This is a genomic window from Eubacterium sp. BL-380-WT-2B (assembly GCF_009696115.1).
Lineage (GTDB): Bacteria > Bacillota > Clostridia > Eubacteriales > Eubacteriaceae > Eubacterium > Eubacterium callanderi.
The window spans coordinates 12,730-31,836 of sequence record NZ_VUMP01000004.1 but is presented as its reverse complement, the minus strand read 5'-3'; the positions used below and the strand labels follow the sequence as shown (position 1 = coordinate 31,836).

At 48.5% G+C, this 19,107-nt stretch carries 19 protein-coding genes and 1 riboswitch; of the genes, 5 read left to right on the top strand and 14 right to left on the bottom strand.

The annotated features are described in order from the left end of the window. Positions 1-17: 17 nt before the first annotated feature. Positions 18-272, bottom strand: a complete 255-nt coding sequence (locus FYJ53_RS08495; protein ID WP_148430193.1) for a hypothetical protein — start codon at positions 270-272, stop codon at positions 18-20. A 273-nt stretch (positions 273-545) separates the two neighbouring features. Between FYJ53_RS08495 and FYJ53_RS08490 the strand changes: the two genes are divergently transcribed. From FYJ53_RS08490 to FYJ53_RS08475, 4 genes are all read left to right on the top strand, one after another. After that, positions 546-1,028, top strand: a complete 483-nt coding sequence (locus tag FYJ53_RS08490; RefSeq protein ID WP_148430191.1) for a MarR family winged helix-turn-helix transcriptional regulator — start codon at positions 546-548, stop codon at positions 1,026-1,028. Then, positions 1,021-1,194, top strand: a complete 174-nt coding sequence (locus tag FYJ53_RS08485; protein ID WP_013382598.1) for a cysteine-rich KTR domain-containing protein — start codon at positions 1,021-1,023, stop codon at positions 1,192-1,194. Before FYJ53_RS08490 ends, FYJ53_RS08485 begins: the two co-directional genes overlap by 8 nt. Positions 1,195-1,259: 65 nt before the next feature. Then, a complete protein-coding gene (locus FYJ53_RS08480) occupies positions 1,260-3,023 on the top strand; it encodes an ABC transporter ATP-binding protein (protein WP_148430189.1) in 1,764 nt (587 codons plus the stop codon). Next, positions 3,016-4,851 carry an ABC transporter ATP-binding protein gene (locus FYJ53_RS08475; protein WP_195840247.1) on the top strand — a complete coding sequence of 612 codons (1,836 nt, stop codon included), beginning with the start codon at positions 3,016-3,018 and terminating at the stop codon, positions 4,849-4,851. The genes FYJ53_RS08480 and FYJ53_RS08475 overlap by 8 nt, the downstream gene beginning before the upstream one ends. 187 nt (positions 4,852-5,038) lie before the next feature. On the opposite strand, the gene FYJ53_RS08470 is transcribed toward FYJ53_RS08475, so the two are convergent. The 4 genes from FYJ53_RS08470 to FYJ53_RS08455 all read right to left on the bottom strand — a co-directional run bounded on the left by FYJ53_RS08470 (position 5,039) and on the right by FYJ53_RS08455 (position 9,423). Next, entirely contained in the window at positions 5,039-6,700 is a 1,662-nt protein-coding gene (locus tag FYJ53_RS08470) for an FAD-dependent oxidoreductase (protein WP_148430187.1), read from the bottom strand. Between the two features lie 16 nt (positions 6,701-6,716). After that, positions 6,717-7,283 (bottom strand): alkyl hydroperoxide reductase subunit C, encoded by a 567-nt coding sequence (ahpC, locus tag FYJ53_RS08465; protein WP_013382603.1) that lies wholly within the window; start codon positions 7,281-7,283, stop codon positions 6,717-6,719. A gap of 189 nt (positions 7,284-7,472) precedes the next feature. Next, complete coding sequence (locus FYJ53_RS08460) at positions 7,473-8,441, bottom strand: DMT family transporter (protein WP_148430692.1); 969 nt, start codon at positions 8,439-8,441, stop codon at positions 7,473-7,475. Positions 8,442-8,538: 97 nt separating this feature from the next. Continuing rightward, complete coding sequence (locus tag FYJ53_RS08455; RefSeq protein WP_090410551.1) at positions 8,539-9,423, bottom strand: LysR family transcriptional regulator; 885 nt, start codon at positions 9,421-9,423, stop codon at positions 8,539-8,541. A 378-nt stretch (positions 9,424-9,801) separates the two neighbouring features. On the opposite strand from FYJ53_RS08455, the gene FYJ53_RS08450 reads away from it, so the two are divergent. Further along, a complete protein-coding gene (locus FYJ53_RS08450) occupies positions 9,802-10,140 on the top strand; it encodes a helix-turn-helix domain-containing protein (protein WP_013382606.1) in 339 nt (112 codons plus the stop codon). A gap of 36 nt (positions 10,141-10,176) precedes the next feature. Here the strand turns inward: FYJ53_RS08450 and FYJ53_RS08445 are convergent, their stop codons facing one another. From FYJ53_RS08445 to FYJ53_RS08405, 9 genes are all read right to left on the bottom strand, one after another. Continuing rightward, positions 10,177-10,698 (bottom strand): hypothetical protein, encoded by a 522-nt coding sequence (locus FYJ53_RS08445; RefSeq protein ID WP_013382607.1) that lies wholly within the window; start codon positions 10,696-10,698, stop codon positions 10,177-10,179. Further along, a complete protein-coding gene (locus tag FYJ53_RS08440) occupies positions 10,688-11,263 on the bottom strand; it encodes an accessory gene regulator ArgB-like protein (RefSeq protein WP_148430690.1) in 576 nt (191 codons plus the stop codon). The genes FYJ53_RS08445 and FYJ53_RS08440 overlap by 11 nt, the downstream gene beginning before the upstream one ends. Beyond that, positions 11,263-11,412: a cyclic lactone autoinducer peptide gene (locus FYJ53_RS08435; protein ID WP_133969274.1), complete on the bottom strand. Its 150-nt coding sequence runs from the start codon at positions 11,410-11,412 to the stop codon at positions 11,263-11,265. The genes FYJ53_RS08440 and FYJ53_RS08435 overlap by 1 nt, the downstream gene beginning before the upstream one ends. Positions 11,413-11,552: 140 nt before the next feature. Then, positions 11,553-12,863: a sensor histidine kinase gene (locus FYJ53_RS08430; protein WP_148430689.1), complete on the bottom strand. Its 1,311-nt coding sequence runs from the start codon at positions 12,861-12,863 to the stop codon at positions 11,553-11,555. A gap of 35 nt (positions 12,864-12,898) precedes the next feature. After that, the gene (locus tag FYJ53_RS08425; RefSeq protein ID WP_154557259.1) at positions 12,899-13,618 is read right to left on the bottom strand and encodes a LytTR family DNA-binding domain-containing protein; all 720 of its coding nucleotides are present in this window, start codon (positions 13,616-13,618) and stop codon (positions 12,899-12,901) included. Positions 13,619-14,021: 403 nt separating this feature from the next. Next, positions 14,022-14,184: riboswitch (cobalamin riboswitch) on the bottom strand. A gap of 35 nt (positions 14,185-14,219) precedes the next feature. Further along, positions 14,220-15,611, bottom strand: coding sequence for an MATE family efflux transporter (locus tag FYJ53_RS08420; RefSeq protein WP_013382612.1), 1,392 nt, complete (start codon positions 15,609-15,611; stop codon positions 14,220-14,222). Positions 15,612-15,625: 14 nt separating this feature from the next. After that, complete coding sequence (locus FYJ53_RS08415) at positions 15,626-16,591, bottom strand: ABC transporter ATP-binding protein (RefSeq protein WP_371720647.1); 966 nt, start codon at positions 16,589-16,591, stop codon at positions 15,626-15,628. Then, positions 16,575-17,360, bottom strand: a complete 786-nt coding sequence (locus FYJ53_RS08410; RefSeq protein ID WP_013382614.1) for an ABC transporter ATP-binding protein — start codon at positions 17,358-17,360, stop codon at positions 16,575-16,577. Before FYJ53_RS08410 ends, FYJ53_RS08415 begins: the two co-directional genes overlap by 17 nt. A 28-nt stretch (positions 17,361-17,388) precedes the next feature. Further along, entirely contained in the window at positions 17,389-18,957 is a 1,569-nt protein-coding gene (locus tag FYJ53_RS08405) for an ABC transporter substrate-binding protein (protein WP_013382615.1), read from the bottom strand. Positions 18,958-19,107 lie beyond the last annotated feature (150 nt).

Below are 19,107 nucleotides of genomic sequence, written 5' to 3'. Positions count from 1 at the left end.
CAATCTTCAATATTTCTTCAAAAAAGCAGGGCCTTACAGCGGCAGATCTGCCCCGAAGCTACCATGCCCTCTGGTATGCATCTGTTCTTTGCGGGCAGTCCGGCAGACAGCACGCCCTTTAAGACAGGCTGGCTGACCTCTGAAAACATAAAAAAAGCCCCCGCCATTGCATTGACAATCACTACCTCAATCTGGAATACAACCCCACCATGCTGCCCGACACCGTGGACGGTACAGCCCTCAGCCTTGCCGCTTTTGAGCTGCGCTATCACCAGTCCCTGATACTCCTTGAGAACTCACCGGTCTTTTATCTGAAGGGTATCAATGCAGCCTATAACACTTGGTACACTCTTCGTTGAACAAGCAGTTTTTCGCGCTTTTTCAAAACCAACAAAAAGAGGCCAGCGCTTCAAATTATCCAATAATTAACAAATTATTAAATTAAAGTTCTTTTGCATACTATTATCTTGACAATCGCTACAACACAAAGTATAATAGTCCAAAGTAATTACTATAATCAAATTGTACTAATTGAGGTTTTGTGAATGAGTAAAAGAAAAATAAAACAACACGTGGACTTTTTTTCAGAAAAATGGAAAACACTCGAAAGGTTATCCGAAGCTTATGCCAAAGCTGCGGGCTTAACTCCCATGAGTTTAAACGTACTGGGTATCCTCTATGAACACACCCAGGGTTGCACACAAAAGTTAATTTGTAAACAGAGCCAATACAACAAACAAAGCGTCAATATGATTATTAAGTCCTTTTGGCGTCAAGGCTTAGTCGAACTTTCAGAAATGAAAGAAGACCGCAGAAATAAGCAGGTAAAATTAAGCGAAAAAGGACAAAAATACGCAGATTGTGTTATTGGCTCTTTATGGAAATGTGAAAATGACGCACTGGAAAAGATAACCCCCGAACAGCAAGAAGCCCTGATTATCTTTTTAGATATCTATGAAGAATGTTTTCGCAACGAGATTGTCGCGTTGACGAAGATTATGAATGCGGAGGCCTCGACTAATGCATAAAGAAGTTTGGATTTTCTGCCCTGTATGTCAAAATAAAACACGGCTAAAGGCTAGGCACGATACCGTATTAAAAAATTTTCCACTTTTTTGCCCAAAGTGCAAACAAGAAACCCTGATTAACATAACAAAACTGAAAATGACTGTTCTTACAGAGCCAGACGCTTAAGACGCAGAGCCAATGAAATGTGAATAAATTTCATTGGCTTTTTATATTTGAATGGAGGTATAAACTTGATAAAAATACTAAAAAATCTTACCACAAAAGAGTGGGGGCTGGTTGCCATCGTTCTTGTCCTGATTGTTTTTCAAGTATGGATTGATTTAACATTACCGGAATTTATGGGGAAAATCACCGAACTTGTTCAGACGCCCGGCAGCGGAATGCAGGCGATTTTATTCGCCGGCATCCGGATGCTGCTGCTCACCCTGGCAAGCGTTGCGGTTTCCGTTGTTATCACCGGGCTCGCCGCGCGAATCGCAGCCAATCTTTCTTCAAGATTGAGAGCAGGCCTGTTTAATAAGGTACAGTCGTTCACAATGCAGGAAATTAATAATTTTTCCATTTCCAGTTTAATTACACGAACGACAAACGACATTACACAGGTTCAAATGCTGATGGTAATCGGGCTGCAAATCCTGATTAAATCACCAATTTTAGCTCTATGGGCCATTGTAAAAATCATGGGCAAAAGCTGGCAGTGGTCAGCCGCGACAGGTATTGCAGTTGCGATACTGATTATTGTATCTTCAATAATCATTTCTCTGGCGATCCCAAAATTCAAACTGCTTCAGAAGCAGACCGACGATTTGAGCCGTGTTTCAAGAGAAAACCTAACCGGCCTTCGGGTTGTCCGTGCCTACAACGCGGAGCAGTATCAAGAAGATAAATTTGAAAAAGCCAATTCTGCTTTTACCCATACCAACTTATTTTCCAACCGACTAATGGCCGCACTGATGCCTTCTGTTGAGCTGATCATGAATGGTTTAACCTTATCGGTATACTGGATTGGCGCTGCGCTCATTGCATCCTCCGCTGTGTCGGAAAGGGTTCCCTTGTTTTCAGACATGATGGTATTTTCCTCTTATGCCATTCAACTGCTCATGGCCTTCATGCTGCTTGGTGTTGTTTTAATCCTGATTCCCCGCGCCAGCGTATCCGCAGACCGCATTTGCGAAGTCCTAGATACCAATCCGGCCATTCAGGATGGAATCATCAGCCATACACGCACCGCTACGCCCGGCGAGGTAGAATTTAAAAACGTTAGCTTTAAATATCCAAACGCGGAGGATTATGTTCTGCAAAACATCAGCTTTCGGGCAAGCAAGGGCGAAACCATCGCCTTTATCGGCTCCACAGGCTGTGGCAAGAGTACGGTTATCAACCTCATTCCAAGGTTTTATGATGTTACAGAAGGCGGCGTTTATGTGGACGGCATCAATGTCAAGGATTTTACCCAGGCGGCTTTGCGCAATAAAATCGGGTACGTTTCACAGAAGGCCATTCTTTTTAAAGGGGATATTTCCTCCAATGTGTCCTTTGGTTCAAACGGAAACGGCGGGGTAAGCCATGAGGCCGTTACCTCTGCCATTTCAACCGCCCAAAGCACAGACTTTGTGGAAGCCATGGAAGATTCCTATCAAAGCTATGTGGCGCCCGGCGGCACCAATCTTTCCGGCGGACAAAAGCAGCGGCTTTCCATCGCCCGGGCCATTGCAAGAAAGCCCGAAATTTTGATATTTGACGATAGTTTCTCAGCCCTTGACTATAAAACCGATAAGTTGCTGCGAGGCGAACTGAGACATCATGCCACAGACGCCACCATTATCATTGTGGCTCAGCGCATCGGAACTATTAAGGATGCCGATAAAATTATTGTTTTAGATGAAGGCCGGATTGCCGGGATGGGCACACACCGCGAATTGATCAAAAAATGCGATTTATACAAAGAAATTGCCTATTCTCAACTCTCAAAGGAGGAACTGGAAAATGAATAATGCGCAATACAATAAAAACCAGAAGGCCGAAAACACGGACCTCTCCGATTTTTCCGGCATGAGCGGATCTGTTGCAAAAGCAAAAGATACGAAAAAAACAATAAAAATGCTGTTGACTTATTCAAAAAAATACCTGCCGGGTATCATCATTGCAGTTATAGCCGCTGTTGCAGGGACTATCATTGCCCTGGTAGGCCCTGGCAAACTCAAAGTTTTAACCAATCTGATTACTGAAGGTATCCCGACCATCATCGATATGCCTGGCATTGTTAAAATTGGGATTCTTTTAATTGTATTGTACTTAACGAGTGCGCTCTTAAATACCTTACAGGGATGGATCATGGCCACCGTCACCCAGAAGATATCTCAAAAAATGCGAATTGATATCAGTAGAAAAATCAACCGTCTGCCCATGTGGTTTTATCATAAAAACACCACCGGCGACATTCTTTCCCGCATCACAAACGATGTCGATTCACTGGGGCAGAATTTAAATAACAGTTTGACCACCCTTGTAACGTCCATCACCATGCTCACGGGCTCTCTCATCATGATGTTCATCACAAACTGGACCATGACTCTTGCGGCAATTGCCTCTGTCGTCCTTGGATTTATCACTATGATGATCATTATGAGTAAATCTCAAAAACATTTTGACAACCAGCAAAAATATTTGGGGCTTATTAACGGCCATATCGAAGAAACCTACACGGGCCACCTTATTGTAAAGGCCTATAACGGCGAGCAGCAGATGTTTGAACCCTTCAAAGGCCTAAACAAAAAACTAAACAAAAGTACCTATATGGCCCAATTTCTTTCTGGCCTGATGATGCCTATCATGACCTTTGTAGACAACATCAGTTATGTTGCTGTCATCGTTGTCGGTGCGTCTTTAGTGATAAGCGGACAAATCTCTTTTGGCGTGATTGTCGCGTTCTTGGTCTATGTGCGCTATTTCACCCAGCCCCTCACACAAATCGCCCAATTGGCTCAAGGCTTACAGATGGCGGTTGCCTCTGGTGAACGTGTCTTTGAATTCTTGGATGCAGAGGAGATGGCTGATGAAAAAAATAAAAAAGCGCCACTGCAGAATGTAAAGGGCCATGTCGAATTTAAAAATGTCAAATTCAGCTACGAAGGGACCGATAAAATGGTTATCAATAACTTTTCCGCCATCGCCAAACCCGGACAAAAAATTGCCATTGTCGGTCCAACCGGATCAGGAAAAACAACCCTTGTCAATTTACTCATGCGTTTTAATGAGATCAACAGCGGTGATATTTTAATTGACGGCGTTCCAATCCGGCAAATGACAAGAGCTCAGGTGCATTCTCTTTTCTGTATGGTCTTGCAAGACACCTGGCTTTTTGAAGGCACCATTCGGGAAAACATTGTTTACAACAAGCAAAACGTATACGACGAAGATCTCAAAAAGGCCTGTGCGTTGGTGGGCTTGCACCACTTCATCCGTACTCTTCCCAATGGGTATGATACAGTCCTGAACGATAAGGTTAATCTTTCAGCGGGCCAGCGGCAGCAGATAACCATTGCCCGCACCATGATTGATAACGCACCCATGCTCATTTTAGATGAAGCGACAAGCTCCATTGACACCCGGACAGAAGTGATGATTCAAAATGCGATGGACAAGCTTATGGAAGGCCGCACCTCCTTTGTCATCGCCCATCGCCTTTCCACCATCAAAAACGCAGACATCATCCTAGTGCTCAAAGACGGTGATATTATTGAAAGCGGCAGTCATACCGAATTAATTGAAAAAAACGGTTTTTACGCCGAGCTTTACAACAGCCAGTTTGAAGTCGCTTAAAAGGCCGGACCCTTTCAATTAGGGCTGTCCCTATAAAGATTCCTTGAAAAGCAAAAATAAAAAAGCACAGCCCTGGAAAAATTTATCATGACATAAAAAGTCTGTTTTCTCTGGGCCGTGCTTTTTTGGGGAATTGGATCAAAACAAGCATTATCCAATTGCCGCCTTTTACGGAGGATTTAATAATTTAGTTTTTTAGATTTTCAAATATTTCCACAATTTCGCTCATTTTCTTTGCGCCGAAGACCACATCCCGTTTGTTGAGGATCATGGCAGGCACGCTCATGAGCTTGTATTCTTCCTTGAGCTCTGGAAAAAGGGCTGTGTCGATCATTTCCGCCTGTATGTTCGGGTTCAGCAGCGCGATGCGCTGGCAGGCCGCTACCACATCCGGGCAGAAATGACAGGACAGGGAGATACAGATCTGGGCATTGACAGGATGGTCGATGGCCGCAATCCGCTTGGCAAGCGCCTCATCCACTGCCTGGCCCGGTCCGGCAAAGTTATAAACCGCCAGAACAAAGGAATTCATTTCATGGCCGCCGGGGATACCGGTAAATTTGACGCCGGAATACTGACCCTCTGGATCAAACAGGGCCGCAACCGGCAGGTTGTCGAGGTGCATGGCGGCTTCCAGCTCAGGCTTCTCACCTTTTTTATAAGCTTCCACCTGGATATGGTCGTTAAGGGCTGCCACTTCCTCTAAGAAACCCTGCATTTCCTGGGTCTTTGGCACAGCCGGGTCGATGATGGTCACCACCCGGGCGGTGCGCTCGAGCTTTTGGAAGATTTCCCTGAGCTGGCCCTTCATGGCTGCCGGGATAAAGCCATCTTCCGCTCCCTGGGGCGCTTCCGGCTTTGGTGCCGCTGGTGTCTTGGCTGCTTTTGGCTCAGGCGCTGCCAGGCCCAGGCGTTCCCGCTCAGCCGCCACGTATTTTTCCGCCGCGGTGGCTGCAATGGCGCCGTCGGCCACTGCCGTGACAATCTGGCGCAGCTCCTTTGGCCTCAGGTCGCCCGCGGCGTAGACGCCGGGGACATTGGTTTCCATGCGGTCGTTTGTGGGGATATAGCCCTCAGCATCGACGTCCACCCGACCCTTGAAAATCTGGGTGGCCGGTTCATAGCCCGCAAACACAAACATGCCAAAGGGCTTGCCGTCCTTACTCTCGTAAGTAAAGGTCGCGCCGGTTTTGTTATTGAAAAATTCAGCCTTTTTCAGAAAATCGTCACCGGAAACCTCCTTCACCTCAGTGTTGTACCACACCTCAATGCCAGGATGCTCTTTTACCTTGTCCGCCACCATCTGGGCGCAGGTAAAATCATCCTCACGCACCACGATGGTCACGCTTCTTCCATAGCGGGTCAGGAACACAGCCTCCTCGGCCGCAGCAAAGCCGCCGCCCAGAACAAAGATGTCAAGTCCGCTGAAAAACTCGCCGTCACAGGTCGCACAGTAGGCAATGCCGCGGCCGGTATATTCCTTCTCACCAGCAAAACCGATCTTGCGCGGGGAGGCGCCTGTGGCGATGATGACCGCGCGGCTTCTGTAGGTGCCGCGGCTGGTGTGCAGCGCCTTCACTTCACCCTCAAGGTCTACACCCTCGATCTCGGCTACAGTAAATTCCGCGCCGAAATCCATGGCGTGCCTGTGCATTTCATCCATAAGCTTAGGGCCGGTGGCGCGGCGGATACCGGGATAGTTGACGACCTCTGCGGTATTCACAGCCTGGCCGCCCGGCTGGTTTTTCTCAATGATCAGCGTATCGAGCATGGCCCGGGCGGCATAGATACCAGCCGAGAGTCCGGCGGAACCGCCGCCGATAATAATCAAGTCATAAATCTTATCCATGGCGCCCTCCTGCTTCTTACAGCTTTCCGACTAAATCTAAGCTTGGTGTCAGTGTGTCTTCGCCTGGCTTCCATTTAGCAGGGCAGACCTGGTCGCCGTGTTCTCTTACAAACTGAGCGGCCTGCACCTTGCGCAGCAGCTCCTCAGCGTTACGGCCGATGCCCATGTCATGGATTTCGTAAACCTTGATAACGCCGTCCGGGTCCACCACAAAGGTACCGCGCAGCGCCTGGCCTTCTTCTTTGACCAGCACACCGAAGAATTTTGCCAGCACGCCTGCCGGATCGCCTAACATCGGGTACGGAAGGCCCTTAATGGTGTCGGTGGTGTCCGCCCAGGCTTTATGTACAAAATGGGTATCTTCAGAAACCGAATAAATTTCACAGCCGATTTTTTTGAACTCCTCATAATTGTCCGCTACGTCCGCCAGCTCTGTCGGGCATACAAAGGTAAAATCTGCCGGGTAAAAGAAGAACACGCCCCATTTTCCCAGGACATCTTCCTTTGTGACGGTTTTAAAATCACCTTCATGATATGCCTGTACTTCAAAATCGATCAATTCTTTGCCAATTAAATTTTTCATGTTGATACCTCTTTTCAATAATATTTATTTTTGTTAGCTATTTCTAACTGTTTGATGAGTGTATCTTAACACGATAAAAGAGGCTTGTCAAGAATAATTCTAAATTAAAAACAAATTTTTAACAAAAAAAAGCCACAGAGATTTTGAGGGATTCTCTGTGGCTTCAACACTCAGATTTTATAAAACAGGCTAAGAGCGGCCCTGTTCCGCGCTCAGGGATACAGGTTTTTCTTTTCTGCGCGCAAACGCTGGCAGCAGGTTCGCGATAGAGCCGGCCAGAATCAGCAGCACACCAATCACCATATTGAACGGCACCGCTTCGTGCAGGATCAGCACTGCCAGGATAGGCGACAGCACCGGTTTAAAGAAAAACACCAGCGACGCCGTATTGGCTGAGGTTTCCTCAATGGCCATGAAATAAAAGGCATAACCGCCGCCAGTCACACCGATGCAGATATAAAGCATCGTGAGGACATTGGACGCCGTATAACCCGTAAACAGCGGAATATTGGCAAATAAGGCAAGGCCGCTGCCGCTCAGCATATCCGCCACCGGTCCCACATGGCTGATGCCGATGAGCAGCAGCATTTCCAGGCTGGCGAACAGAAAGCTCCCGCAAGTCACCACCACGCCGCCGTAGCGGTTACACTGCTTCTTGGAAAAGACCGAGTACAGGGCAAAAGCCACTGCGGCCAGAATCGCCATGACTACCCCCGCGATGTTGAGGGAGGTGTGCAGAGGGTTGACAATCACCAGAATTCCGATGATTTCAAGCACAATGGCCGCCACATGGTTTTTCTTGATCACCTCGTGCAGGATAATGCCCGAGAAAAACAGCACAAACACCGGATTGCTGGAAAACAGTACCGCCACCACCGAGGCGTTGGCGTTTTCCACGGCCAGCTGGTAAAAGGTCATGCTGACCACAACCCCCAGAAAGCCCAGCCCCGCAAAGTGCAGCAGACTTTTTTTATCCAGATGTTCCTTTTTCTTCTTAAGCGTCCTGAGCGCAAAGGGAATTAAAACAAGACCGCCGATCAAAAAACGGGTCAGGTTCATCTGTACAGCGTTAAATTGGCCTGAAACACTTTTGAGGGCGATCTCCATCGAACTGAAAAACAGCGTCGCAATGACAATATATAAATAGCCTTTTTTCAAAATCAAATCTTCCTTTCATTTTTCGTACAGTAACGATTTTACCCCTCTCATTACCATAAGTAAAATGAAATATTCTTATACGCTTTATAACCATTTGTTATGGTAAAATAATGTCCAGAAAAGCCTCCGCAGCCTTCGAGATACCGCCCTTTTTCCGCTTGATCACACAGATCTGCCGCTTTGGTATCTCAATTCTGGACCGGATCTCGATCAGGCTCCCCTGGTCCAGACGCTCCTGTGCCACATCGCGCACCGCGATGCCAATGCCCAGGTTTCTTTCTGCGTAGGGCATGATCAACTCCATAGTGCCCAGCTCAAAAGCCGGTTCCAGCCGCATCTTATGCTTGAGGAAAAACGAGTCGAGATAATGACGGCTGGCCGTGTTGCGCTCTGTACAGATAATGGGGTGTGCCATGATCTCCTCAAAGCTCAGCACCTTCTCGGCAAGCGGCGCGTAGTCCAGCCCTGCCACAAAAACATCCTGTATCTCCCGGATCGGGTGAATCTCAATATCGTCCGAGGCTGCCACCGGTGAGGATACCACCCCTACCTCAATACGCTCCTCCTTCAGAGCGATGCGCGTGCCCGGCGTAGTGCCGCTCTGCATATTGATACGGATATCCGGGTACAGGCTATGGAATTTTTCAAGATAAGGCAGCAGGAAAAAGCGGGCGATCATGTCGCTGGTACCCAGGCGCACCACCCCATTGTTCAGGTTTAGCATTTCCCAGAGCTTCTTTTCGCCCAGGGCCAGCTGCTCATAGGCCTTCGCCACATGGCCGTACAGCATTTCGCCCTCCGGCGTCAGGGTCATTCCCTTCTGATTCCGGTGAAAAAGCTCGCACGACAGCTCCTTTTCCAGCAGATGGATCGATTTGCTCACTGCCGGCTGTGAGATATACAGCGCCTGGGCCGCCTGTGTAATGGTGCCATGGCGCGCTACGTAGTAAAAGACCTTGTAATGTTCAAAATTTACATTCATAAAAATACGTCCTTTTTCCGTTAATCCGTTTCATTATATCACATTTTGAATTTTATGCAACCTGCCCACTTTTCGACTTTTTGTCACGATTAATCTGCCTGAAAGTACGAATTTTTTTCAACTTAAAATATTTTAGACAAACAAAAAAATCCCCCTGCGCCTGTCTTTGGGAGAGAATGCCGGACTTTTTTCCGGTTCCTTTCAGTTTTCTTACAGAGACTTGAAATTACCTGTAAAAGCGGATATAATTAAGAAGTCTACTGTGGTCCTATAAAAAATGCGCAAAAGTGTCTGGTTTTTAAATAAACCGCCGGCTTATATCACAATGGTATAGAGTCAACAGCTAAAAGCGTAAATACTATTTTTAGGGGGAATTGTATGCAAGAGCTAGATCATAAGGCGATTGGCCTTCGTATTCGTAAACAAAGAACATTTCTGAACATGTCCCGTGATGAATTGGCAAGAAAAATCGGTATCACACCAACTTTCCTTGCCGATATAGAACTGGGGACTAAGGGCTTTTCTCTAAAAAGCCTGAATCGTTTCTGTGACGTTTTGAAAATGTCCGCCGACGCAATTCTCTACGGCCCCAAAGAATACATGGGGACGAAGTACGCAGCACTGCTGGAGCTTTTGGAACGCTGTCCAGCAGAAAAAGGAAAATACGCAGAAGAAATTCTGACTCTGTTTTTACTCAGCCATGACCCAGTAGAATAAAAAAATGCGGGTGTCCAAATTGCAGTTGGGCACCTGTTATTTTTTTACACTCTTAAACATACTGCCAGCGCCCGGCGTCTCCTCCGCTCTGCTCCGAACCGCTTCCCGGATCAGTTTTGAGCCGATTTCCCGCATTTCGCCAGCTGTGTACCAGGGCTTCGCATAAAGCGTATAATCAATATCGGTACGGTATCCCTGCAAAATCGCCCGGATCTGCTCCGGGCCCATGCCCTGCCGCACATACTCCGATACGTCAAGCCCTTCCTCTAAACCCATCCGGATCAGGTACATCTTTTTCCAATCCAGATTTTTGTCCGCATAGACCGATACATCTACCTTTCCTGTAAGCCCTTCCCGTATTTGCCACATCTGGCAGTTTGAATACTCAGGATCGTTATAAAAGGTCACATCCACACCGGTCATCAATCCCCAGAAAATTTCCCGTATCTGCTCTGGTGTAAAGGCCTCCGTAATATACGGCGACACATCGAAACCACATTCCATCGCTTCCTGAATCACATTCTGCTGTTCTCTTGTATACCTTGGCTTAACGCCCATTTTTCCACAACCCCAGCAGCATCATCAGCGCCTCAAGGCCCAGGCATTCCGCGGCGACCAGACCAAACCGGCTGTTAAAGGCCAGTCCGGCAAGCAGCGCGCAGGCACTGATAACCACCAGTATTCTCCTCGCCCGTTTCCGGTAGTGGGTGCACTCCGCGTCGTCCAGCGGTTTTGCGCTGTTTTCGACCGGCGCCCATTTGTAGATCACCGGAAAAGCGGACAGCGTAAGCGCCGCGGTAACCACCGCAACCGTCCCCGCCGGGCAGAACCGGGCAATGAGTAAAACAGAAAGTATTGTGATCCATGACAGCAGATAGCAGACCCCGCGTGTATCGGCGTGGTAACCGCCGGCATAGGCGCGGATGGCCGCATAAACAATTAAAAAGACTATGGTCTCCGGCAGCATGCCGAGAAGCAGGCCCACCAAAAGCATGGAAGCGTAGTGAACTGCCTTGAGCATGGCCGATTCCAGGCCAAACTGGTAAATTTCCACATCATCTAAATCGATGATCCGGTGCGCGACCAGACGGTTAACCGTCCATTTGGCACCCCGACCAATCATTAGAACTTACGCAGATCCTTAACTTTTTCGGGAAGTTTGTCTTGGTGATGCATTACCCAGCAAGCGGAATTTGCATTTTTAATTGCTTCCTGCCTTGCTGATTTCGCAACACCTTTTAGCATTTTATCTTTTAAACTATTCTTTTTCATAATAGACACCTCATTAAAATTAATGAATATATCAGCTGATATTCATCATTTTAGTGTTTGCTGAGGATATCTTCAATCCAATTTACCCCAAAGCCCCTTTTGATTGTCTTTTTGACATCGTCCATGCTCCAAATACAAATTTATACGTCTATTCTACTTTCCGGTGACATTAAAATTTTTACTTCGAAACGACCTTCATCACTTTTTCGCTGCATTGTGCCCTCGTATTTCTCTACGGCCGACTTCACGTTCTTCAGGCCTAGCCCCATATGTTTCCCGCCCTTTGTAGATACCAGACTGTCTTTATCCCAAACCAGTTTGCCATTATAGGGATTCCGAATACTGATTGTTATAAATTCGTTAAACTTATAAACCGTTAAATCAATTTTTCTTCTTTCGATCGGAACCTTTGAGCAGGCCTCAATTGCGTTATCCAATAAATTTGAAAAAATTGTGGTCATATCAAAAGGGTCTATAAAATCAAAGTTTAAATCTTCTACTTGCGTATTAATTTTTATACTTTGTTCATCGCATTTTAAAATCTTGTCATTAACTATAATTGTTAGTACACGATTTTTACATTTAAAACGGCCCGAAAAAGCGTCCATGCTCTCTAAAATCGTTTTTGCATACTGTTTTGCTTCTATGCCGCTTCCCTCACTATATATTTCCTCAAGAGTTTGCATATGATTTTTCATATCATGAATCAAACGGCGTGAATGATCATATTGTGTTTCAATGCTATGATAATAATTATTTTGCATTTCTTCCTGTTGCTTTTTTAAGTCTATCTCTCTTTCGAGCTCATACTTTTGTGAGATAGTTTCAAAAAGATAAATTAGATATGTATCCAAGCCTAAAAAACCCGCAATCATCATAGTTAACATTAAACCACTTGAAGTCTTATCAATAAAACTCATGATATAAATAAGCAACGCAGCTTCAAATAACGCCAAAACTATCAAAAACAAATTCTGCTGTAAGGTAATAATATCAAATTTATGCTTTTTCATTAATGTTACAATTGGTTTGTAAAAACATAATAGCATAATTTGATTTCCTAACCCACAAATAAATAACAAAACTATATCGCTTCGAACAGTTTCTATTGTTCTTCCACTAAAAACCGTAAAGAATAAGACTGATAAAGTATCTATAATGAACATATACAGAAAAAAGAAGACACCTGCGCCTACTATTCTTCTTTTATCTTTTGCTTTAAAAAGCAACAAGCCCAAAGCACATGCAGAAATTATTCCATATATACTCTTTAAAATCGCAATACCAGTTAGATTAAACGCAATAGCTACTACAACAAATAATAACCAAGCTAAAATATAAATTTTCCCACTATACTTTCTTTCAAATAAATCAGATAAAAATTTAATCATTACATAACCTGATACGCCATAAGACAAGAACATATCCAATATATAAATCCACTTATCCATACTCTTCCCCTAAACTTATCCTCCTAGCCAATCCTCTACAACAGCTTAAAATTCTCCTCAATATAATCAAACAGCCGCGCCTTAAATTCCACGGCCCGTTTCTGGGCGATGGGCAGGGTTTCGCCATTGTCCAGATACAGGTCGGCGCCCGCAATACGCTTACAGTGAAACAGGTTCACGATCACGCTCTTGTGGCAGTATTCAAAGTCAAAGTCCTTAACCTTTTCCATGATCTCACTCAGAACGCCGTTAAATTCAAAATCGCCCTGGGTGGTGCTCATTTTAATCTTCCGCCGCACACGCTCAAAATAATAAATGTCATTGCTGGCAAAAACCTTCAGCTCGCCGCCCATCATCAGAGAGATGTCATGGCTCTTGTTTTCCTTTTCAATAAAATCAAACACCTCGGTCAGCACCATGTTTACCTTAGCCGTGTTAAAAGGCTTGACCAGGTATTCAAACGCGTGCACAGCAAAGGCGTTGCGCATGTAGTGAGTGTAGCTGGTGATAAAAATAATCTTGACCCGGGCGTCCCACTTGCGGATCTGCTTGGCCGTATCAATCCCATCTGTTTCCGGCATCTCCACGTCAAGAAAAAGGATATCAAACTGGATACGGTCTTCAAGCACTTCACTGCCGTCATGATAGACGTATGTCTCCACATCAATATTGTGTTCCTCACCATATCTGATAATGAGCGCCTCCAGCTTTTCTGCAATCAAAGCATTGTCGTCACAAATCCCAATTCTAATCATCCCATCCACTGCCTTTCCAGTATTTCTTCCATTATACCATATTTTCTTCCCGCACCCTATACAAAGCCATCGTGAAGATTATTTCCCCTTAATAATTTTATACCATAAAAATACTCTATAAAAACGAAGATTTCAAGATTTTTTTCAAAAAAAGAAGCCCCGGCGTTTGGAGCTTCTCAAAAAAGGGAGGGTTTTTCAGCCTCGCTGACTGAAAAGAGGATTTAATGACGCCTGTCTGATGGAACAGGCATTATGAGATTTAATTAAATACGAATGATAAGGTGACCGTCCTTAAATTCCATAAAAAAATCCCTCTCGGATTCAGAGAGGGATGAACGAACACAGTATAATCTGGATGGTAAGGGTTTTTGTTTCGTTTCTTAAGCACTCTAAATCGGAGTCTTTTAAGAACCAATCACTATGTCGGTCTTCTGGCTCAGCAATATCATCTTTCCGCCTTCCCATCATCGTTGACAGTGGCTTTTCAGAAAGCATTTTGCATTACAGCTGCGATTACAGCAAGGGATTCTCACCCTTTTCCCACTACATAGGATCATTCAATATTTAATTAACTTCATCATACGCCCTTTGAGCGGCTTTGTCAACAACTTCTTTTTAAATATTTACGATTTTTAAAGCCTGCCTTCTCTGGCCGCCAGCTGCCTTTATAATAATAGAGCACCAGTACCGCCCCTGTCACAATCCAGGTCAGCGGATAGCTGATGTAGATCATGCGCGCGTCGTGGACAAACCGCAGGGTGGTAAAAATCCAGCCCAGCCGCAGGCCGCACATGCACAAAAGCGTGATGATCATAGGGATTACCGTGGCCCCGGCACCCCGCAGCACGCCCACAAACACCTGATCCGCAGCGTAAATACCATAAAGGGGCACCACGGTGTAAAGCTGGCGCATACCGTTTAAAACCACTGTTTCGTCCGAGGTAAACATGCCCAGAATCAGACAGGCGTTCAGGATAATGGCTGCGCCCAGGCCGATGGTCACGCCCACGCACAAAAGCAGGCAGACGTTTTTGCCCTTTACCACCCTCTCCCAGCGTCCAGCGCCCATGTTCTGCCCTACAAAGTTAGAAATCGCCAGGCAGAAGGCGTCAATGGGCATAAAGAGAAATCCGTCAATTTTCATATAGGCGGTAAACCCGGCCATGACCTCCAGCCCAAAGGTATTAATCTGGGACTGGACCACTACGTTGGAAAAGCAGACCAGCACAGACTGCAGTCCAGCGGGCAGGCCAATTCGCACGATATCCCTGAACACCTGTGCGTGAAACCGGATTTTGGCCAGCCGGAGCCGGTAGATGGGATCAGCCCTCAGCAGGATAATGACAATCAGCACAGCGGCGGCCAGCTGCGAAAAGGCTGTGGCCAGTGCCGCGCCGGCCACGCCCATGCCAAGCGGCCCCACAAAGAGCAGGTCGAGCCCGATGTTCAGCACAACGGTGACCACCAGGCAGGCCAGCGGGGTTTTGGAATCGCCCACCGCGCGCAGAATCCCGCTGCCAATGTTGTACAAAGTCATGGGGATCATGCCCAGAAAATAGATGCGGATATAGGGCACGGCGTAGGCAAGCCCGGCCTCTGGGATGTTCATCATCCGCAGCATGGCCGGCGCAAGGGTCAAGCCCAGAACGGTGAGCGCAAGGCCGGCCGCCAGGCTCAGGGCCACGGCGGTGTGCACAGCCTCCTGCACCTTGTCGTATTTCCGGCTGCCGAAAAACTGTGAAATCAGCACGCTGGCCCCGATGGACAGGCCGATGAAAAAATAGATCATGAAGGTGATGAGCAGGCTGCTCGCGCCCACGGCGGCCAGGGCATTTGCGCCCACAAAACGGCCGACGATCACAGCATCTACGGTGTTGTATAGCTGCTGGCAGAGGTTTGAGAACATGAGGGGCAGGGCGAACAGCAGCAGCTGCCGGCCTATCTTCCCCTCGGTCATCTGGCCTTTTAACGGGATTTCACGGGTTTCTTCCATAATGCTTTCCTTAACTAATAGAGATGGCAGGCCACCTGGTGGCCTGGCGCCACGTCCTTCAGGCGTGGCTTTTCGGCTTTGCAGACGGGCATACATTTTTCACACCGCCCGGCAAAGGGGCAGCCCGGAGGCAGCTCCAGCGGGCTCGGCGGATCGCCGGGGATGGTTTCGATTTTCTTGCAGCAGTCCATATGCAGCGAGAACACCGACCCCAAAAGCGCCTGGGTGTAGGGGTGCATGGCTGTTTCACACAGCTCGCCGCCGCCCACGGTCTCCACGATATTGCCCAGGTACATGACAGCCAGCCGGTGGCTCAGGCTCTGGACCAGGGCCATGTCGTGGCAGATAAAGATCATGGCAATGTTTTTCTCCCGCTGAAGCCGGGTCAGCAGCGCCACGATTTTCTTCTGGATGGAGACGTCCAGGGCCGAGGTAGCCTCGTCGCAGACCAGCACCTCGGGGTTCAGGGCCAGCGCCCGGGCAATGCCCACGCGCTGGAGCTGTCCGCCGCTCATGCTGTGGGGATAGCGCTGCATAAAATCAGCGTCCAGCTCTACCATCGCAAGCAGCTCCCTGGCCTTTTCCGCCCGCTGTTTCCGGGGGAGCCGGCCAAAGTTGACAAGGGGCTCGGTAATAATGTCGCCCACGCGCATCTTTGGGCTGAAGGAGACAGCCGGGTCCTGGAAGACCATCTGGATATGGCGGCGGTTCTGCCGGGCCGCCTCGCCCGTCAGCCCGGCAATATCTTTTCCTTTAAAGTATATCGCACCGGCAGTGGGCTTTTCAAGCTGTACCAGCATTTTTACAAAGGTACTTTTTCCGCAGCCGCTTTCCCCCACAATGCCAAGGGTCTCCCCGCGCCGCGCCGCCAGGCTGACGCTGTCGCAGGCTGTAAGGGGCCGGCCGTCTGAGGTATGGAAGCGTTTGGTCAGCCCTCTGGTTTCCAGAATAATTTCATGATTTTCAGACAAAACGCGCACCTCCAAGCTCGGGCACCGCGGCCACCAGTTCTTTTGTGTATTCCTGTCTGGGATGAAGGATCACCTCTTCCCGGGTGCCGCTCTCCACAATCTCGCCGGCCCGCATGACAATGATCCGGTCCGCCATATACGCGGCCACGCCCAGGTTATGTGTGACGATCATGATCCCTGTGCCAAAGTCCTGGCGGAGGGCCATCATCTGGCGCACAATCTGGGCCTGGGTGGTCACATCAAGAGCGCTGGTGGGCTCATCGGCCAGCAGCAGATCGGGCTCAAAAGCCATGGCCATGGCAATGCCCACCCGCTGCCGCATGCCGCCGCTCAGCTGAAAGGGGTAGCTGTCCATGATGTTTCCCGCGTCGGGCAGGCGCATGCGTGTCAGCATCTCCACGGCGCGGTCCCGGGCGGCTTCCCTTGTCACGGCCTTGTGGGTCTGGATATAGTCCACAAACTGCCGGCCGATTTTGCGGATGGGGTTGAGCATGCTGCCGCTGTCCTGAAAAATCATGGCGATGCGGCTGCCCCGCAGATCCCGCCAGTCCTCTGGCGTTTTCTGGAGCAGGGGCTCCTCATCAAAAAGAAGCTCGCCGCGGGTGACCCGCCCGTTTCCCGGCAGCAGTCCGAGAATGGAGCGGATCACTGTGGTTTTTCCGCTGCCGCTCTCTCCCACCACGCTGATGATCTCATGCTTTTTCATGTGCAGGTCAAAGTGCGCCACCGCCGGCGGTTTTTCGCCGTACTGTACACTCATATCCCGGATTTTCAGCATCTTTTTCTCCTCTCGTTAGCGCGCCGCCCTACTGCGCCGGCTTGATTTCCTTGGTCAGCCAGTAATAGTCCGCTGGCAGCATTTCGACGCCGGTAATCTTCCTGCTGGAAATAATGTTGGTTTCCGGATAAGCGTAGAAGACGCTGGCCGCGTCGTTCATGATAAGCTGCTGGGCCTGGATGACCAGCTCACGCCGTTTGGCGGTGTCAAACTCAGTGGACAGCTGGTCAAGGACTGCGTCGACCTCAGGGTTGCTGTAGCCGGCTGTGTTGGCGTTTTTGTTTTCATCGGTATGAGTTTTCCAGTATTCCTTCAGATAGTTTTCCGGATCGCCGGTGTTGGCGGTGATGACATTCCAGATCAGCAGGTCGTACTCGCCGTTTTCCTGCATGTCCAGCAGGGTGGTATACTCATAGGTTTCAACCTTCACGTCAATGCCGATCTCCTTCAGGTTCGCCTGGGTGGCAGTAGCCAGAATGGGCAGCTCGGCGCGGCTGTCGTAAATGACATACTGGAGGGTCAGGTTCTGGCCGTCCTTTTCCACAATGCCGTCGCCGTTGGTGTCCGCGTAGCCTGCCTCAGCCAGCAGCTGTTTAGCGCTTTCCAGATTGTAGGCGTTCTCGTCCTTCAGGGTGTCAAAGCCGTAATCCAGAGACGGCGGGATCGGGGCCTTCCCGGCCTCAAAGGTGCCGTGGAGCAGGTTATCCGCATAGGTCTGGCGGTCCAGCGCACGGATGACCGCCTGGCGCACCTTCACGTCTGCCAGCGGCCCGCGCTGGTTCATAAAGGAAAGCACGGTCCGCAGCGACGCAATGCTGTTGATGTCAAAGGACTCGCTGCCCTCAAACAAAGCTAAGTCACTGCTGCTGATATTGACTGCCATATCCACCTCACCAGACTGCAGCGCCATGGCGCGGGTGTTGGCGTCGTCGATAACCTGGATATTCACTTCATTGTAAGGCACCTCGCCGTCCCAGTAATTTTCATTTTTTACCACCACGCATTTTTCCTTGTCAAAGGACTTAACCGCGTAAGGCCCGGTACAGACTGGCCCGTCGGTGGCAAAGGTGCTGGTGTCTACGGTGGTGTCCACGATCAAAAACAGCGGGTCGGCCAGGCAGCCCGGCAGCCCCGGCGTGGGGCTCTTGGTCTTGATTATGAGGTTTGAGCCCTCCGCGGTCATGGCGTCATACTGGAAAAAGTCCGAGCTGGCGCGCTTGCTCATCTCAAAGGTTCTCTCCAGCGACGCCTTGACCAGGTCAGCGGTCAGGGCTGTGCCGTTTGAAAATTTGACGCCGTCACGGATTTTGAAGGTCCAGGTCAGGTTGTCGCTGCCCAGCTCCCAGCTCTCCGCCAGCCAGGGCTCTGCGCCCATCTCATCGTTGAATTTAACCAAGGTTTCGCCAACGCCGTAGCGCATGACCACCCAGCTGAAATACTGCTCCGTGGGCTCAAGCGTATCCGCAAAGCTCGTCACTCCAATATTCAGCTGCTCCGAAGACCCCGAAGCGCCCCCGCTGCCGCCGCAGCCGGATAAACCCGTGGCCGTCATGGCCAGAATCGCCACTGTCAATACTAATTTTTTAAACTTACTCATTTTATCTCCTTTCATATTCATATGAAAATTTAATTAACAACAACATCAGACTGTCAAAAAAGTTAAAAGGCAACGGCAGAGTTAAAGTAAGAAGCTCTTTCAATGGAAAATTGAGAATGGAAAATGGAGAATGAATGAACTCTTTTTCTA

What these genes read in the sequence shown, in the direction of transcription:
- FYJ53_RS08430 (WP_148430689.1), bottom strand. Translation starts at nt 12,863, where the DNA reads ATGGATAAGTGGATTTATATATTGGATATGTTCTTGTCTTATGGCGTA.
- FYJ53_RS08410 (WP_013382614.1), bottom strand. Translation starts at nt 17,360, where the DNA reads ATGCTGAAAATCCGGGATATGAGTGTACAGTACGGCGAAAAACCGCCG.
- FYJ53_RS08405 (WP_013382615.1), bottom strand. Translation starts at nt 18,957, where the DNA reads ATGAGTAAGTTTAAAAAATTAGTATTGACAGTGGCGATTCTGGCCATG.
- FYJ53_RS08490 (WP_148430191.1), top strand. Translation starts at nt 546, where the DNA reads ATGAGTAAAAGAAAAATAAAACAACACGTGGACTTTTTTTCAGAAAAA.
- FYJ53_RS08485 (WP_013382598.1), top strand. Translation starts at nt 1,021, where the DNA reads ATGCATAAAGAAGTTTGGATTTTCTGCCCTGTATGTCAAAATAAAACA.
- FYJ53_RS08455 (WP_090410551.1), bottom strand. Translation starts at nt 9,423, where the DNA reads ATGAATGTAAATTTTGAACATTACAAGGTCTTTTACTACGTAGCGCGC.
- FYJ53_RS08475 (WP_195840247.1), top strand. Translation starts at nt 3,016, where the DNA reads ATGAATAATGCGCAATACAATAAAAACCAGAAGGCCGAAAACACGGAC.
- FYJ53_RS08425 (WP_154557259.1), bottom strand. Translation starts at nt 13,618, where the DNA reads ATGATTAGAATTGGGATTTGTGACGACAATGCTTTGATTGCAGAAAAG.
- FYJ53_RS08450 (WP_013382606.1), top strand. Translation starts at nt 9,802, where the DNA reads ATGCAAGAGCTAGATCATAAGGCGATTGGCCTTCGTATTCGTAAACAA.
- FYJ53_RS08420 (WP_013382612.1), bottom strand. Translation starts at nt 15,611, where the DNA reads ATGGAAGAAACCCGTGAAATCCCGTTAAAAGGCCAGATGACCGAGGGG.
- FYJ53_RS08470 (WP_148430187.1), bottom strand. Translation starts at nt 6,700, where the DNA reads ATGGATAAGATTTATGACTTGATTATTATCGGCGGCGGTTCCGCCGGA.
- FYJ53_RS08435 (WP_133969274.1), bottom strand. Translation starts at nt 11,412, where the DNA reads ATGAAAAAGAATAGTTTAAAAGATAAAATGCTAAAAGGTGTTGCGAAA.
- FYJ53_RS08440 (WP_148430690.1), bottom strand. Translation starts at nt 11,263, where the DNA reads ATGATTGGTCGGGGTGCCAAATGGACGGTTAACCGTCTGGTCGCGCAC.
- ahpC (WP_013382603.1), bottom strand. Translation starts at nt 7,283, where the DNA reads ATGAAAAATTTAATTGGCAAAGAATTGATCGATTTTGAAGTACAGGCA.
- FYJ53_RS08445 (WP_013382607.1), bottom strand. Translation starts at nt 10,698, where the DNA reads ATGGGCGTTAAGCCAAGGTATACAAGAGAACAGCAGAATGTGATTCAG.